We start from the raw sequence: 15,619 nt of genomic DNA, 5'->3' as shown, positions 1-15,619 counted from the left end.
ACGGCCCGCCAGTGCGAGTTCACGCGGAGAAAGCGGTGACGACCGCGCACCGGCCGCCGGTCATGGCGGACGTCGCCCGCCTGGCGGGCGTGTCCCACCAGACGGTGTCCCGGGTCATCAACGGAGCGCCCGCGATCCGGCGCGAGACGCGGGAGCGGGTCCTCGAGGCGATCCGGCGACTCGACTACCGCCCCAACACCGCCGCCCGGGCGCTGGTCCGGGGACGCTCGGGGATGATCGGCATCATCGGGACGGCCCGGACGCTGTTCGGTCCGACGAGTATCCACCGCAGCGTCGAGGACGCGGCCCGGGCCGCCGGCTACTTCGCCACCTCGGTGAGCCTGGAGGAGGTGACGGTACGGGCGCTCAGCGACGCCACCGAACATCTCATGCGCGTCGGCGTGGAGGGCGTCGTGATGATCGCCGGCAACGACGAGGCGCTCGAGGTGGTGCGGATGACCCGGTCCGGGGTGCCCTTCGTGGTGGTGGAGGGCGACCTGTCCAGGGCGAGCGTCACCGTCGGCGTCGACCAGGTGCTCGGCGCCCGGATGGCGACCGAACACCTGCTCGGCCTCGGACACACCGAGATCGTGCACGTGTCCGGTCCGCTCAACTGGGCCGAGGCCCGCGCCCGCCGCGACGGCTGGCGTACGGCGATGGTGGCCGCGGGCGTACGCCCACCTGAGCCCGTCGAGGGTGACTGGATGGCCCACAGCGGCTACCTCGCCGGGCTGCGGATCTGCGAGATGCGCGGCACCACCGCGGTCTTCGCCGCCAACGACCAGATGGCCATCGGCGTGCTGCGCGCGCTGCACGAGCGTGGTCGGCGCGTGCCGCAGGACGTCTCGGTCATCGGGTTCGACGATGTGCCCGAGGCGGCGTACCTGATTCCGCCGTTGACCACGATCCAGCAGGATTTCGGGGCGGTCGGTCGACGGGCCATCACGGCGGTCACCCAGGCCATCGACGACACGGTGCCGCAGCCCCTGCCGTTGGTCGTACCCTCGCTCGTGGTGCGCGAGAGCACGGCGCCGCCGCACGGCGGGGCGGGCCCGGCGTGATGCCGAGCCCGCCCGGTGCGCCTACGTCAGGGCCGCGAGCCGGAACTGTTGGTTGGTCTGGCCGTGGCAGTCGTAGAGCTGGATCTGGGCGCCGTTGGCGGTGCTCCAGACGTCCAGGCAGCGTCCGGACTGGACGCTGCTGATGGTGCCGTTGGAGTTGATGTTCCACTGCTGGTTGGTCTGACCGTGGCAGCTGTAGATCTGCACGGCCGCGCCGTTGCCGCTGCCTGCGGCGTCGAGACACATGTTGCCGTACACCTGTAGTTGTTTGCCCGAGGTGTAGGTCCAGGACTGGTTGATCTGCCGGTTGCAGTCGTAGAGGGTGACCCGGGTGCCGTTGGTGCGCGACGCGTTCGGTACGTCGACGCACCGGCCCGACTGCGCGCCGATGATCTGGCTCGCCGAGCTCGGCGGCCCAGTGGTGGGCGAGGTGGTCGGGGTGGGTGTCGGGCTGCTCGTCGGGGTGGTGGTCGGCGTCGGGGTGGTCGGCGTCGACGGCAGTAGCGGACAGGTGCTGCGGTAGGTCACCACACCGCTGTTGTCCAGCAGCGGGCAGAGGAACTGGCTGTACCGGGCGTCGTTGTCGATGAACATCTTGACGAACGGCAACATGGTCCGGACCATCACCGGGTTCGACCGTCCCACCATGAAGCCGTGGTCCGCGCCGGCGACCTCCAGGTAGACGCTCTCGGTCGTGCTCGGGATGCTGTTGTAGAGACCGGTGGCGTAGGACGGGGTGACCACCGTGTCCGCCTGGCCAGCGAAGATCATGGTGGGCACCCGGTCGTTGGCCAGGTTCGACGACGGCGAGTACGGCGCGATGCCGACCACGGCCTTCAGCGACGGACGCCGCATGGCGGCGCTCAGCGCCCCACCGCCGCCCATGGAGTGGCCCGCGACGGCCAACCGGTTCGGGTCGACGCGGTCGCGTACCGGGCTCTGCTGCGTCAGGTAGTCCAGCGCGGCGAGAAGTTGGGTGCCGCGCGCCGTGTCGAAGTCGTTGCGACTGTTGGTCTCGATGCCGATCACGACGAAGCCGTGCGAGGCCAGCCACGGTCCCATCCAGGCCAGTTCGGCGGAGAACAACGCCGTGTAACCCGGTGAGATCGCGATGGCCCCGAAGGTGCCCTGGCTGGTGTCGGTCGGGTAGTAGATCCGGCCGCCGTTGAAGCCGTACCCGGTCGGGACGGCGACCGACGTGTTGGCGAAGGGGCCGTTCACGGCGGTGACGCTGGTCCGGGTGGGGTCCGGGCCCCGCTGGTACGGGTTGTCGGCCGCGGACGCCGACCCGGTCGCCAGGGTGATGGTGAGCAGCCCGACCGCGGCGGCCATCCCGGCGGCGGCAATCGTGAGCAGCCGTCCCCGGATGCCCGACGACCTGCGGTCGACCGGGGTGTCCGCCGGGGGCGGTGGGTGGTCTGCGGGTCCTCGCACTGTGGGTACCTCCTGGGGGTGGTGGTGGAAAGACGGGGCGGGCGGACTCGTCCTGCGGTGAGCCCGCCCGCCCCGGCGGATCGTCAGGACGAGAGCCGGAACTGCTGGTTGGTCTGGCCGTGGCAGTCGTAGAGCTGGATCTGCGCGCCGTTGGCGGTGCTCCAGACGTCCAGGCAACGTCCGGACTGGACGCTGCTGATGGTGCCGTTGGAGTTGATGTTCCACTGCTGGTTGGTCTGACCGTGGCAGCTGTAGATCTGGACCGCCGCGCCGTTGCCGGAGCCGGCCGCGTCGAGGCACATGGTGCCGTACACCTGGAGTTGCTTGCCCGACGTGTACGTCCACGACTGGTTGGCCTGCCGGTTGCAGTCGTAGAGCTGTACCCGGGTGCCGTTGGTGGTCGAGGCGTTGGGCACGTCGACGCACCGGCCGGACTGCGTGCCGACGATCGCACCGGCCGAGCCGGGTGGGGCGGTGGGCGTGACGGTGGGGGTCGGACCCGGCGTCGTGGGCGTGGGGGTGGTGCCGGGGCCGGCGCTGTTCAGCGCCTCCAGGGTGGCCGTGTACGCGGCCTTCTTGTTGCCGCTGCAGTCGAAGAGCAGCGGGGTGCCGCCGGAGCGCCACGAGTCGCAGTCCCGCACTCCCCACACGGTGAGCCCGTTGCAGCGCGCCACGGCGAGGCAGTCGTTGACCACGCTGCGGTAGGTGTTGGCCTGCGTCGTGCCGGAGCCCTCGATGTCCAGCTCGGTGATCTGCACGTCCACCCCGAGGGCGGCGAAGCTGGACAGCGTCGTGCGGTAGTTGCTGTTGTACGGCGAGTTGGCGTTGAAGTGCGACTGGAACCCGACGCAGTCGATCGGCACTCCACGGGACTTGAAGTCGCGCACCATGTTGTACACGGCCTGGGTCTTGGCCCAGGTCCAGTTGTCGGTGTTGTAGTCGTTGTAGCAGAGCTTCGCGTCCGGGTCGGCCGAGTCGGCGGCGCGGAACGCCGCCTCGATCCAGTCGTTGCCGGTGCGCTGGAGGTTCGAGTTGCGGCGGGCGCCGCTGTTGCCGTCCTCGAACGCCTCGTTCACCACGTCCCAGGAGTAGATCTTGCCCTTGTAGTAGCCGGCCACCCGGTTGATGTGGTTGAGCATGGCGCTACGCAGCGCGCTGCCCTCCATGCCCTGCATCCAGCCGGGCTGCTGCGAGTACCAGGCCAGGGTGTGACCGCGCACCTTCCAGCCCCGGGAGAGGGCGTGGTTGACGATGCGGTCCGCGTTGCCGAACGTGAAGTTGTTCTGCTGCGGTTCGGTCGCGTCGATCTTCATCTCGTTCTCGGGTGTGACGGCGTTGAACTCGCGGTTCAGGATCGTCGTGTACGCGCTGTCGCCGAGCTTGTTGGCGGCCACGGCGGCACCGAAGTACCGGCCGGACTGGGCCGCTGCCGCGCCGAGAGTCGTCTCGGCGGCCTGCGCCAGGTTGGGCAGCATCGATACGACCAGGGCCGCAATTATCGCGGCAGTTCCGGAAAGAGTGAACGCGCGTAGTCGGATACGCCCGGGGGGACGGGGCCGGGAAACCATACTGATCCTCCGGTGGTGGGTAGCGAGAACTCGGTCGCTGTTCGGGTGGGTGGCTCCGCTGTGCTCGCCGTGGTCGCGATGCTGGGGTCGCTCGGGCGGGCCGACGGTCGCGCGCGTTGTCCGGGCGACTGTGGTCCGCCTGACCTGCGGCGGAAGGATGGCGGTGGGGGCGGTGGTGGACGCGGTCGGATGGCTCGTGACTGGGCCTGGCGGATCGGGTGAGGCGCCTCCGGTGCGGAAAATGATCATGTTAACGATCACACTGATCGATGTCTCAGGCTCGCAGAAAATTCCGGCTTTATCAACCGGTAGTTTCGGGGCTGTTGCGAGACAGGACGTCAGGGCGTGAGCCGCGTCAGACGCAAGATCGGATAACGTCCGGCGATCGGCCCTTCTGTTACTCCGGAGTGTCCACGTGTTCCTGACCTCGGTGCCCCGCACGACCCTGCTCACGGTGACGGCCACGCTGCTGGCCGCCATCATGGCCGGCTGCGGTGACGGCAACGAGACCCAGCGGTACGCCGACCGCGTACGGGTGGAGGGATTCACGTTGGTCAAGGCGGCGTACTCGAACGGCGAAGGTCGGTCCTACCTCGGGCCGGCCGGCGAAGGGGTGCCCACGGTCACCGCCCCCGGGCTCACCCTGACCTCGGGCGGCACGGACACGTCCTACCTGTTCTACGACCATCTGGCCACCGGCCAGGGCACGGACCCGGATACGGGCGCCTGCCAGGTGACCGTGTACGAGATCCGGGACCGGGCCAAGGCGGTGGACTACCTCGACGACGACCTGAACGGCAGCCAGCAGCGGGCGGTGCGGGAGGGTAGGTCGCGGATCGTGCACATCGACGTGCTGTGCGACGCGCAGGCCGACAAGTGACCCGGTGCGGGCCGGCGGCTGAGCGCCGGCCCGCACCGATCATCGGAGCGCGGTCCGTCGCGGTCAGGGGGCCCAGGGGGCGGCGATGTTCCAGGTGCTGTCGGCTGCCCAGAGGGTGGGGCTGTTGTAGGCCTCACCGCCCGTGCCGTTGCTGAGCCAGACCTCCGAGTTGTAGTGCCGGAGGTACTTTCCGCGGAAGTTGTACGACTCCAGCGACACGCCACTTCCGGTCAGCCCCACGCGGGCGCACCAGGTGGCGTCGGCCCGCAGGAGCGCCGACCCGTCGTTCGGCGAGTTGCGGACCCGGGAATCCTGGTGCCGCAGGTACTGACCGGGATAGTTGACCGACTCGAAGGAGTAGCAGGCGCCGTCGGCCAGGCCGGGCCGGATCGTGTACGTCGCGTCGTTCTTGAGCAGCGCCGAACTGCCCGCGTCGACGACCTCGGTGTACGCCAGGCTGTTCTGGTGGCGCAGGTACCGGTTCGTGTAGCCGGGGGTGGTCACCTGCAACGACCGTCGGGTGTCGACCGGCAGGGCGACGGGGGAGGAACTGCCGATCGCCCTGGACGCGTCGACGAGGGCGGTGTTGGCCGCGCGGACCCGGGACTGGTCCATCTTGACCATCTGTCGGTCGTAGGTGAGGAAGCCGTTCAACTCCCCCTCCTGGTCAGCGATCTCGGTGTAGATCGAGGCGCTGAGACCCTTGCCGAGCATCAGGTTCCGCGCGCCCTCGACCAGCCCCACGTACCGGTCGGTGAGCGCACCGGAGGTCGGCTGCCACTCGTACGCGAAGAACTGCCCGTTCGGGCTGTACTCGTGGCCGGGTGCCCGCAGGCCCAGGCCGCCGAACTCGCCGAGCACCGCGATCCGGCTGCTCGACGGCGAGGGTGAGTCCGGACCGAGGTAGACGTGCCAGTCGTCGATGTCGCCGTTGCCGGGGTTGCCGAGGGACTGACAGCAGTTGTAGCCGCTGTGCGGGTTGACCAGCCGGGTCGGGTCCTGATTCTTGATGTTCTGCGCCACGCGGCGGGTGTCGGTCAGGGAGCGCTCGCCCCAGCCCTCGTTGTAGGGGGTGTAGGCGACGACCGCGGGGGAGCTGCGGTGTTCGTCGACGATCTCGCGAGCCTCGGTCTCGAACTGCGCCTGTTGGGCGTCGGTGGGGTCGATGTTCTGCGCGGTGAGCGACGGGATGTCCTGCCAGACAAGCAGGCCGAGCCGGTCGGCGTGGTAGAACCAGCGCTGCGGTTCGACCTTGATGTGCTTGCGCACCATGTTGAAGCCCAGGTCCTTGTGCTTCTGCAGGTCGAAGGCGAGGGCGGCGTCGGTCGGCGCGGTGTACAGGCCGTCCGGCCAGAAGCCCTGGTCGAGGGTGCCGACCTGGAAGACGAACTGGCCGTTGAGCTTGGGTCGTAGTACCCCGTTGACCACGCCGGTGGTGATCTCCCGCATCCCGAAGTAGTGGGTGGTCTGGTCGACCGTCGCGCCGCTGGCGTTGCGCAGGCGAATTCGCAGGTTGTAGAGGAACGGGTCGTCGGGCGACCAGCGGCGGGCGTTGGGCACCGGGACGCTGAAGTCGGTGAAGCCGCCGGTGGCCGAGCCGACGACGGTGCTTCCGTTCAACGCCTCGGCGAGCACGCTGTGCCCGCTCACGTCGCCCCGGGTGAAGACCCGGACCCGCAGGGTGTTGGCGCTCAGGTTCGGATAGACGTCCACGCTGCTGATCGACGCCGCGGGCACCGGCTCCATCCACACCGTCTGCCAGATGCCCGAGCTGGGCGTGTAGAAGATCCCGCCGGGCTGCTTGGTCTGCTTGCCGATCGGGGGCAGGCTGCCGTTCTGCCGGGTGTCGGTCGGATCCCACACCTTCACCACGATCTCGTTCGCGCCGCCGTTGAGCTGCGCGGTCACGTCGAAGGTGAAGGCGTCGTAGCCGCCGGTGTGCGCGCCGACCCGTACGCCGTTGACCCAGACCGTGCTCTGCCAGTCCACGGCGCCGAAGTGCAGCAGGGTCCGCCGGCCCGACCAGTTCGGTGGGACGGTGACGGTGCGTCGGTAGAACAGGTAGTTGCGGTTGTCGTTGGCGGCCCGCTGGACACCGGAGAGGGCGCTCTCCACGGGAAACGGCACGTTGACCCGCTCGGGCAGGTCGGTGTTGAACTGCGGGGCATCGTCGGTGCCGGACTGCCGTAGCTGCCATTCCCCGTTGAGGTTGAGCCAGTCCGGACGCGTCATCTGTGGTCGCGGGTACTCCGGCAGGGGCGTTCCGACCAGCGCCTGGCTGGTCCACGGGGTGGTCAGTGGCGGCGTCCTGGCCGGGGCGGCCTGCGTCGGTCGGGCCGGTGCGGCGAACACGCCGACGACGAGGGTGAGGATCAGCAGTAGGGGCAGGGCGGGGCGGGCGGGGGCCTGACGTGTCATGCCGTCTCCGAGGGGCGGGTCGCCGCGGGCCGTGCAGCTGAGCCCGCAGCGCGCGGGCGGTGGACATCGGTTATAGAGGCATCCTGGACGCTCAGTCAATCGCTCACTGTCAATGCATCTCCTGTCCAGTGCTCCTCAACTCGCGTTGCCTACAACTCCAGGTGCACGGGGTCATCACCTAGCACGAAGGAGTTGTCATGGCCGAGGTCACCGCACCGCCGTGCACCACGTCGCCTTCACCGTTCGCAACCTCGAAGCCAGCGTGGCCTGGTACCAGAAGGTCTTCCAGGCCACGCTCGCGGACGGCAGGCTTCCGCACTACGGGCGGGAGTGGACCGGGTACGCCGAGCTGGTCATCGATCCGCGTACCGGCTTCTCCATCGGTCTGCACCACAACGAGGGCAACCAGGGCGAGGAGTTCAACGAGGTCCGTACCGGCCTCGACCACTTCTCCCTCAACGTCGAGACGCGTGCGGGGCTCGAGGCCTGGTCCGCCTGGCTCGACAGCCTGGGTGTCGCGCACTCCGGTATCCAGACCGCGCGGGAGCCGTTCCTCTACTCGACCGTCGTCTTCCGGGACATCGACAACATCCAGCTCGAAGTCGTCGCCTTCGGCGTCTGAGCCGCCGGACCGTGGGTATGACCGCCGACGCGACGGACGGCGGTGCCGGCCCGATGATTCAAGGAGTGGGACATGACCAAGGTTCTGATGGTGTTGACCTCGCACGACCAGCTGGGTGACACCGGCCGCAAGACCGGGTTCTGGCTGGAGGAACTGGCCACGCCCTACTACCGCTTCCGGGACGCCGGATGGCAGGTGACGCTCGCCTCGCCGCAGGGCGGACGGGCGCCCCTGGACCCGAAGAGCGACGAGCCGGACTTCCAGACCGACCAGACCCGCCGCTTCACGGCGGACGCCGAGGCGGAACGCCAGCTCGCGACGACGGTACGGCTCGACTCGGTCGCCGTCGCGGACTACGACACCGTCTTCTACCCGGGCGGCCACGGGCCCCTGTGGGACCTCGCCGAGGACGAGACGTCGATCAGGCTGATCGAGCAGGTCGTCGCGGCGGGCAAGCCGATCGCGCTGGTGTGCCACGCCCCGGGGGTGTTGCGGCACTGCGTGACGCCCGACGGAGAGCCGCTGGTGGCCGGCCGGCGGGTCACCGGCTTCACCGACAGCGAGGAGGAGTACATGGGCCTGACGAAGGTCGTGCCCTTCCTCGTCGAGGACGAGCTGGTCGCGAAGGGCGCCGACTTCTCCAAGGCGGGCAACTTCGAGCCGTACGTGGTGAGCGACGGGTTGCTCGTCACGGGCCAGAACCCGGCGTCCTCAGGGCCGGCTGCGGATCGGTTGATGTCCCTGGTGGGCCGTAGCGACGGGTAGCGGCCGTGACCTCCGTCCGGCGGGTGTGATCACCCGCCGGACGGCACCGTCAGGTGGCGACGCCGTCCGGCGGCCTCAGCGGGACCGCACGGTGTGCACCGCGGAGACCGCGCCGGCCCCCTCGCCGACGGCGGTCGCGACCCGCTTGGTGGAGCCGGAGCGGATGTCGCCCACCGCGAAGACGCGTGCGGCGCTGGTCTGGAACGGCAGCGGCGCGTCGTGCGTGCCGGGAGGCAGTCGGCCGTCGGTCAGCACGAAACCGCTGTCGTCCGTCGCGATGCCCTTCATCCACCCGGACTCCGGTTCGGCGCCGATGAAGCAGAACAGCCCCCGACAGTCCAACCGCGTGGGATCACCCTCCTTCGCCACGACGATCGCCGTCAGGCTGTCTTCTCCGTGCAGCTCCCGAAGGGTGCTGCCGGTATGGACGGTGATCCTGGGATCGGCCCGGATCCGATCGGTCAGGTACGCCGACATCTTGGCCCCGAGGTCGGCCGCGCGCACCACCAGGTGTACGGAGCAGCCGCGCGCGGCCAGGGAGAGCGCGGCCTGCCCGGCCGAGTTGGCGCCGCCCAGCACGGCGACCGGCTGGGACTCGTACCCACGCACGTCCAGCTCGGTGGCCGCGTACCGGACGCAGCCGCTCTGCTCGAACTCCGCCCACCGCTCGATGTCGAGGCGGCGGTACCGCGCTCCGGTGGCCGCGATGACCGCGGACGTCCCGATCCGGGTGCCGTCCGCCAACTCCACGACAGGACGCCTCTGGTCGGAGACGTCGAGGCCGACCACCGCGCACGGCGCGTAGATCTGGACGCCGAACTTCAGCGCCTGGAGCATCGCCAGCCGGGCCAACTGTTCACCGCTGACGCCCTCGGGGAAGCCGAGGTAGTTCTCGATGCGCGCGCTCTTGGCCGCCTGACCGCCCAGGCCGGTACCGTCCAGCAGTACCGTGATGAGCCCCTCGGACGCGCCGTACACCGCCGCGGCCAGGCCGGCCGGCCCGGCGCCGACCACGACCAGGTCGGGGTCGCGCGCCGTGGCGACGTAGGTCAGACCGAGGGCCTCCGCGACCGTGCCGGGAGTGGCGCGACGCAGTACGCGGTTGCTGGTGACCGCGACCGGAAGGTCGTCCTCGCCGACATCCTCGGCCCGCAGGAGCGCCCGCCCGGGCAGCGACGCCGCGTCGAGCCAGGTGTGCGGGAGGAGCATCTGGTTCACGTACGTCCGCAGCTCCAGCGACTCGGCCACGTGCGGCCGGCCGACGATCTCCAGGGCGTTGCCGGCCGCGCCGCGCATGAGCTCGCGCCGGGCCCGGAAGGTCTCGATCAGCACGTCGGCGATGTCGACCTGGTCGGCGAGCACGCGGCGCAGCTCGGGGGCGGTGATCCGGACGACCGTCCCGGCCGTCACGACGCGGACCGTGAGGAACACCTGCTGCCCGGTCAGCAGGCTCAGTTCGCCGAGGAACTCGCCCGGTCCACGCCGGTAGATCAGCCGTTCGGGCTCCAGCGCCGTCGCGTTGCGGACCGCCTCGGCAGTCGCCGTCCGCAGCAGGAAGAAGTCATAGGTGCTGTCGCCGGCGGCGTACAGGTGTTGGCCCTGGCGGACCTCCTCCTCGGTGCCGTAGCTGGCGAGGCGGTCGAACTGCTCCGCGTCGAGGACAGGACCGTCGGCGTCTCCGGTGCTCACAGTCGAACGGTAGGTGCCCCGAGTTGACGAGGAGTGGATCGGCGCTGAGTTCGCCGCGTCGTGTCACTCACATCGGGCCGTGTTCATGGCCGGGGCGTCGCGGACGCGACGGTTCGCCGGGGTCGACCGACGGTGGTGAGGTAGAGGACCAGGCCGGCGCTGGTGAGGACGAATCCCGCCCACACCGTGGAGAGGGTTCCCCAGCCGACGCCGAGGGCGACGGCGCCGCCGATCGCGCCGAGCGAGTTGGCGAGGTTGAGGGCGGCCAGGTTGAGCGCGCCCATGAGGGTCGGCGCGTCGGGTGCGAACTGGGTCAGCCGTACCTGGATGGCCGGAATGGCGAACATCATGGTCGCCCCGACGCCGAACAGCGCCGGCATGAGGATCAGGATCTCCCGGCCGGCGAATGCGATGGCCACGAGCAGCACCAGGACGTAGCTGAAGCCGTAGATCAGCGGCCGGCTGCCGTCCTGGTCGGCGGCGCGGCCACCGAAGTAGTTGCCGAACGCCATGCCGAGGCCGAAGACGGCCAGGGCGACCGGAATGAGCGACGCGCTCTCCCGCGCCGCGTCGGTGACGAACGGACCGATGAAGGTGTAGACGGCGAAGATGCTGGAGATGCCGAGCGCCGCGACCGCGACCATGAGCCAGACCTCGCGTCGCCGGAGGGCGGCGAGTTCGTGCGCCACCGAACTGCCGTGCAGGTCGTCGGTGCGCGGCAGACACACCAGGAGCGCCGCGCCGGCCAGCAGACCCAGTCCGACCACGCTCCAGTAGGTCGCCCGCCACCCGGCCTGCTGGCCGACGAGGGTGCCGAGCGGCGACCCAAGGATGGTGGCCACCGTCAGGCCGCCCATCACGGTGGCGAAGGCCCGGCCACCCTTGCCGGGACCGTACACGTACGCGGCGACGACCGCCCCCGCGCCGAAGAACGCGCCCTGCACGCTTCCCGTGATGAAGCGGAAGACGACGAGGGTCGCGATGTTCGGGGCCAGACCGGACAGGACGTTGCCGACCAGGAACAACACGATCAGACCCAGCAGGAGGGTACGGCGGTTGGCGCGCGCCGCGAGAAGCGTGATCGCCGGTGAGCCGATCATGACGCCGAAGGCGTAGGCGCTGATCGCGTACGTCGCGACCGGGATGGACGCGCCCAGGTCGGCGGCGAAGAGTTGCAGGATCCCGTTGCTGCCGAACTCGCCCGTGCCGATGGCGAAGGTGCCCAGCGCCAGCGCGAGGAGGGTCAGTGCCGGGCGGGGACCGGGCCGAGCGGCGGCAGCCCGCAGCGTTGGAGCGTTCTGCTGGGTTTCGTCCGGACCGCCGTGGACGGCGGGATGCGCCGACTGGAGCCGGGTGCTGTTGTCTGACGTGGTCATGGAGCCTTGTCCTCGCGGTGGAATGCCGTGCGCGGACATCCTGGCGTCAGCCAGTTGACACCTTCTGAAGTTTGTCGGACCGGGCGGCCGTTCTCGCGTCCCGGGTGAGCAGCAGGAGCGCGGCCAGCGTCAGCAGTCCACCGACGAGCGCGAGCAGGCGCGCCCCCGACGTGGGCAGGAGGGCGCCGCCGAGCAGCGAACCGCCGGCGATGCCGACGTTGAAGGCGGTGCTGACGCCGGCCGACGCGATGTCGGTGCTGCCGGGGGCCAGGTGCAGCATCCGGTTCTGCACGGCGGAGGCGAACGCCGCGTAGGCGAGGCCGAGCCCGGCGAGGAACGCGACCGCGCCGGGTCGGAACACGCCGAGTCCGTACATGCCGAACAGCGCGGCCGTACCGATGCTCAGCGGCGTCAGCAGCGAGGCGATCGGCCGGGCATCCAGGGTCCGGGCCGAGAGCAGGGTGCCGACGACGGCCGCGACACCGGCGGTGAACAGCAGCGGCGTCAGGGTCGCGTCGGTGAAGCCGCTGACGTCCAGCAGGAACGGTGCGATGTAGGTCTGCAGGGTCAGGAAGCCGCCGACGCCCAGGGCGGTGGCGGTCAGCAGCACGGCGAAGCGCCGCCCGTCCGGTGCGGTGCCCCGGGCCGCGCCGCCAGCCTCCGGGGGATAGGTGGGCACCAGGACGAGCACCGCGGTGGCGATCACCAGGCCGATCCCGGCCAGCGCCGCGAACGACGCGCGCCAACCTGCCTGCTGACCGATCCAGGTGCCCAGGGGTACGCCGAGCACCGGTGCGAGCGTCACTCCGGCCCCGAACAGCGCCACCACCCGGCCCCGCACCGCGAGAGGGAAGGGCCCGATCGCCGTCGCCGTGGCGATGGACCAGAACAGCGCCTGGGCGACACCGGTCACGAGCCGGGCGCCGGCCAGCATGGCGTACGTGTGCGCGAGCGCGGCGGTGCCGTTCGCGGCGGCGAACAGGAACATCGTGACGCCGAGCAGGTGACGGCGGGGGATCCGTCGGGTCAGCCGGGCCAGCGGGACGGACGCCAGCACGACCACGACGGCGTACCCGCTGACCAGCAGACCCACCCGCGAACGGGACCGGTCGAGATCGACCGCGATGTGGGTGAGCAGGCCGACCGGCAGCAGCTCGGTCGTGACGAACGCGAACGCGGCCAGGGAGAGCGTGACGAGGACGGCCCAGGCCCGGGACGGCGACACCTCGGGCGTCACCGTCGGGGCCACCGTCCGGCGGGCGCTTGACGGTGGAGACCGCGCCGATATAATTCATCGAACCGGGATGTCATCAGATGAGGAAACTCCTCCGTTCGGCGCGTACATACCCGTCGAGTCGAGCCGGCCCGCCGTTCGAGCAGCGTGGAGGCCTTGTGTCCACTATAGATTCGCCGCTGGCGGCTGTCCGGCACGATCTGCCCGCGCACGGCACGGGCTGGGTCGACGACGTCCTGCTCGCCGGGCCGGGCAACGAGATCTGCCTCGTCCTCGGCATGCCGATCACGCGGGCGCAGCTGCGCGCCGAGGTGGCCTCCCGGCAGGCCCGGCTCACCGACGCCGGGCTGCGTCCGGGCGGCGCGATAGCGCTGCGACTGCCCTCCTCGCTGGCGTACGTGGCCAACCTGCTCGCCGCCTGGCGGATCGGGGCCCAGGTGACGCTGCTCGACCACCGACTGTCGCGCGGCGAGGTCGAGCGGGCGCTCGAACGCGTCGGCGCGCAGTTCCTCGTCCAACCCGCCGACGCCGTGCTCCCGCCCCTGCGCGGCTTCGTGACCGTCGACGAGACGGTCATCGCGCGCCCGGCCGGCCGGCCGGCATCGACGCCGCACGCCCTCATCCAGCTGAGCTCCGGGTCCACCGGCCCGTCGAAGGTCATCGGCCGCACCGTCGACGACCTCGTCGCCGAGATCGAGCGCTACACGCTTACCGACGGCGTGCCCCAGCCTGGCGAGCGGCTCGTGCTGCTCGCGTCGATGGCGCACGTGCTCGGCCTGGTCGGCGGCCTGCTCTACGCCCTGCACGCCCGCGTCACGCTCACGCTGCCCGAGCGGATGACGGTGGGCGGCGTGCTGGGCGTCATCGCGGGTGACTCCACGCCGACCACGGTGATCGGCGTGCCCGTCCACCTCGAGATGCTGATGGCCGGCCGTCCCGCCGGGCCGTTGCCGCAGTTCGTACGGATGACCACGGCGGGCGAGCTGGTCCGGCCCGGCGTTCCCGAGCGCTTCGCGGAGTGCTACGACACCGTGTTGGGCAACATGTACGGGATGACCGAGGTCGGCGTCATCGCCACCGACCTGTTCGGCGCGCACCGGCCCGGGGTGCGCCCGGCGCCCGGAATCGACGTCCGGGTCGTCGACGGTGAGCTCCAGGTCCGTCGGCCCGTCACGCCGTACGTGGGGCTCGTCGACGAGAGCCGCTGGTCCGACGGCTGGCTGCGCACCCGTGACGCCGCCACACTCGACCCCGCCACGGGGCTCGTCACCATCCGCGGTCGCCTCGACTCGCAAGTGTCCATCGGGGGTCTCAAGGTCGACCTCACCGAAGTCGAACAGGCCATTCTCGACCTGCCCGGCGTCACCGAGGCGGTCGTGACGTTCGACGGCGGCGCCATCGAGGCGTACACGGCCGTCGACCAGCCGTTGACCGGCCGTGAGCTGGACGCCGCGTTGGAGGACGTCCTGGCCCCGTACAAGCGGCCGTTGCGGTGGCAGATCCTGGAACGGCTGCCGCGTACGTCCAGCGGCAAGCTGGTGCGCGACGTGGCCGTGCTGCGCCGCGCGTCGGCCGAGCCGACGTCGTCATGATGCCCCGGGACGGGACGTGGGTGGCGCGGACGCCGACCGGCCGTCATGACACGGACGCCTCCGGTGGGCCGATGAGCAGCCGGATGCCGCCGCCGGTGTCGCAGTGGCCCGGTCGGTCCTGCCCGGCGACGGCCAGCACCAGGCCCCCGGGAGGGTGCCGCAGGCCACACCCGCCCGGCTGCCGGGCACGGGGCGCAACGGCAGCGACCCCGGCGGGTCCGGCCAGACGGTCGGCAGCACCAGCGGCTGCCGCAGGCCGCCGCCGCGCAGGCCGGTGCCGCGGGCCTTGCCGATGGCCTCCTTCTGGGTCCACAGCCAGAGGAACGCGCTGGTGTGCAGCGACCCCGGCTGGTCGGTCAGCCAGTCGGCGTCGGCCGGCGCCATCCAGCGCCGGGCCAACGCCGCGCCGGGTAGCGCGCGTTCGCGCTCGACGTCCACACCGACCGGAGTCACCGCGGAGACGGCCACCGCCACCACGCCGCGCCCGTGGCTGATGCTCGCGTGCAGCCCGCGCGCCGCGCCGGTGAGCCTCGGCCGGCCGGTCTGGTCCCGTGCCACGCCAACGTCGGCGGCCGGCACGCCGAGCAGGTCGGCAGCGGTGCTGACCAGATGCTCCGACGCCCGGCCCCTGGGGTCGCCGGTGATCGTCGCAATCCGCACCACGACCCATTCCATGGGAGGAGTCAAGCAATGTCAGATGAGGTTCGCCAGTCCATCGTCGATGCCCTGGCCCAGATGAACTACGACGTCGATGACGTCACCGGCGACACGGTGCTCGGTCCCGCCGGGCTCGACCTGGAGTCGCTGGCCGTCGCCGAACTCGCCGTCCGCGTCGAGGACACCTTCGGTGTCAAGTTCACCGACGAGGAGTTGGAGAAGCTGGCCGACTACTCGCTCGACCGGTTCGCCGCCGAGGTGGCCGGGCGCGCGGAACCGGCGCGGAGCGCCCCCGGCGCACCGGCCACCTCGGCGGAGTGACG

13 protein-coding genes are annotated in these 15,619 nt (G+C 70.7%); 6 read left to right on the top strand and 7 right to left on the bottom strand.

Features of this window, described 5'->3' with window-relative positions; all coding sequences use genetic code 11:
* The first annotated feature begins 35 nt into the window (after positions 1–35).
* The gene (locus ACQP0N_RS20800) at positions 36–1,061 is read left to right on the top strand and encodes a LacI family DNA-binding transcriptional regulator (protein WP_433113264.1); all 1,026 of its coding nucleotides are present in this window, start codon (positions 36–38) and stop codon (positions 1,059–1,061) included.
* 21 nt (positions 1,062–1,082) lie between these two features.
* On the opposite strand, the gene ACQP0N_RS20795 is transcribed toward ACQP0N_RS20800, so the two are convergent.
* Together ACQP0N_RS20795 and ACQP0N_RS20790 are read right to left on the bottom strand one after the other, a co-directional pair.
* On the bottom strand, positions 1,083–2,495 hold the full coding sequence (locus ACQP0N_RS20795; RefSeq protein WP_433113261.1) for a ricin-type beta-trefoil lectin domain protein: 1,413 nt from the start codon (positions 2,493–2,495) through the stop codon (positions 1,083–1,085).
* Between the two features lie 83 nt (positions 2,496–2,578).
* Positions 2,579–3,970, bottom strand: a complete 1,392-nt coding sequence (locus ACQP0N_RS20790; RefSeq protein WP_433113259.1) for an endo-1,4-beta-xylanase — start codon at positions 3,968–3,970, stop codon at positions 2,579–2,581.
* A gap of 508 nt (positions 3,971–4,478) precedes the next feature.
* On the opposite strand from ACQP0N_RS20790, the gene ACQP0N_RS20785 reads away from it, so the two are divergent.
* Positions 4,479–4,943: a hypothetical protein gene (locus tag ACQP0N_RS20785; protein WP_433113256.1), complete on the top strand. Its 465-nt coding sequence runs from the start codon at positions 4,479–4,481 to the stop codon at positions 4,941–4,943.
* Positions 4,944–5,006: 63 nt separating this feature from the next.
* Here ACQP0N_RS20785 and ACQP0N_RS20780 read toward each other — a convergent pair whose 3' ends face one another.
* A complete protein-coding gene (locus ACQP0N_RS20780; protein ID WP_433113253.1) occupies positions 5,007–7,361 on the bottom strand; it encodes an AbfB domain-containing protein in 2,355 nt (784 codons plus the stop codon).
* A 220-nt stretch (positions 7,362–7,581) separates the two neighbouring features.
* On the opposite strand from ACQP0N_RS20780, the gene ACQP0N_RS20775 reads away from it, so the two are divergent.
* The gene (locus ACQP0N_RS20775) at positions 7,582–7,983 is read left to right on the top strand and encodes a VOC family protein (RefSeq protein ID WP_433113251.1); all 402 of its coding nucleotides are present in this window, start codon (positions 7,582–7,584) and stop codon (positions 7,981–7,983) included.
* A 72-nt stretch (positions 7,984–8,055) separates the two neighbouring features.
* Complete coding sequence (locus ACQP0N_RS20770) at positions 8,056–8,748, top strand: type 1 glutamine amidotransferase domain-containing protein (RefSeq protein WP_433113248.1); 693 nt, start codon at positions 8,056–8,058, stop codon at positions 8,746–8,748.
* Positions 8,749–8,823: 75 nt separating this feature from the next.
* Here the strand turns inward: ACQP0N_RS20770 and ACQP0N_RS20765 are convergent, their stop codons facing one another.
* The 3 genes from ACQP0N_RS20765 to ACQP0N_RS20755 all read right to left on the bottom strand — a co-directional run bounded on the left by ACQP0N_RS20765 (position 8,824) and on the right by ACQP0N_RS20755 (position 13,050).
* Entirely contained in the window at positions 8,824–10,437 is a 1,614-nt protein-coding gene (locus ACQP0N_RS20765) for an FAD-dependent oxidoreductase (protein WP_433113245.1), read from the bottom strand.
* Positions 10,438–10,520: 83 nt separating this feature from the next.
* Positions 10,521–11,813: an MFS transporter gene (locus ACQP0N_RS20760; RefSeq protein WP_433113243.1), complete on the bottom strand. Its 1,293-nt coding sequence runs from the start codon at positions 11,811–11,813 to the stop codon at positions 10,521–10,523.
* A gap of 46 nt (positions 11,814–11,859) precedes the next feature.
* Complete coding sequence (locus tag ACQP0N_RS20755; RefSeq protein ID WP_355047914.1) at positions 11,860–13,050, bottom strand: MFS transporter; 1,191 nt, start codon at positions 13,048–13,050, stop codon at positions 11,860–11,862.
* 275 nt (positions 13,051–13,325) lie between these two features.
* Between ACQP0N_RS20755 and ACQP0N_RS20750 the strand changes: the two genes are divergently transcribed.
* Positions 13,326–14,639: a class I adenylate-forming enzyme family protein gene (locus ACQP0N_RS20750; protein WP_433121720.1), complete on the top strand. Its 1,314-nt coding sequence runs from the start codon at positions 13,326–13,328 to the stop codon at positions 14,637–14,639.
* Here ACQP0N_RS20750 and ACQP0N_RS20745 read toward each other — a convergent pair.
* A complete protein-coding gene (locus tag ACQP0N_RS20745) occupies positions 14,634–15,302 on the bottom strand; it encodes a 4'-phosphopantetheinyl transferase family protein (RefSeq protein WP_433113240.1) in 669 nt (222 codons plus the stop codon). The genes ACQP0N_RS20750 and ACQP0N_RS20745 overlap by 6 nt on opposite strands.
* Before the next feature lie 27 nt (positions 15,303–15,329).
* Between ACQP0N_RS20745 and ACQP0N_RS20740 the strand changes: the two genes are divergently transcribed.
* The gene (locus tag ACQP0N_RS20740) at positions 15,330–15,617 is read left to right on the top strand and encodes an acyl carrier protein (protein WP_433113237.1); all 288 of its coding nucleotides are present in this window, start codon (positions 15,330–15,332) and stop codon (positions 15,615–15,617) included.
* The last annotated feature ends 2 nt before the right edge of the window (positions 15,618–15,619 follow it).

It is taken from the genome of Micromonospora sp. CA-246542 (genome assembly GCF_050942905.1).
Classification (GTDB): Bacteria; Actinomycetota; Actinomycetes; order Mycobacteriales; family Micromonosporaceae; genus Micromonospora.
The sequence above is the reverse complement of the archived record's forward strand: the minus strand, read 5'-3'. Positions and strand labels throughout refer to the sequence as shown.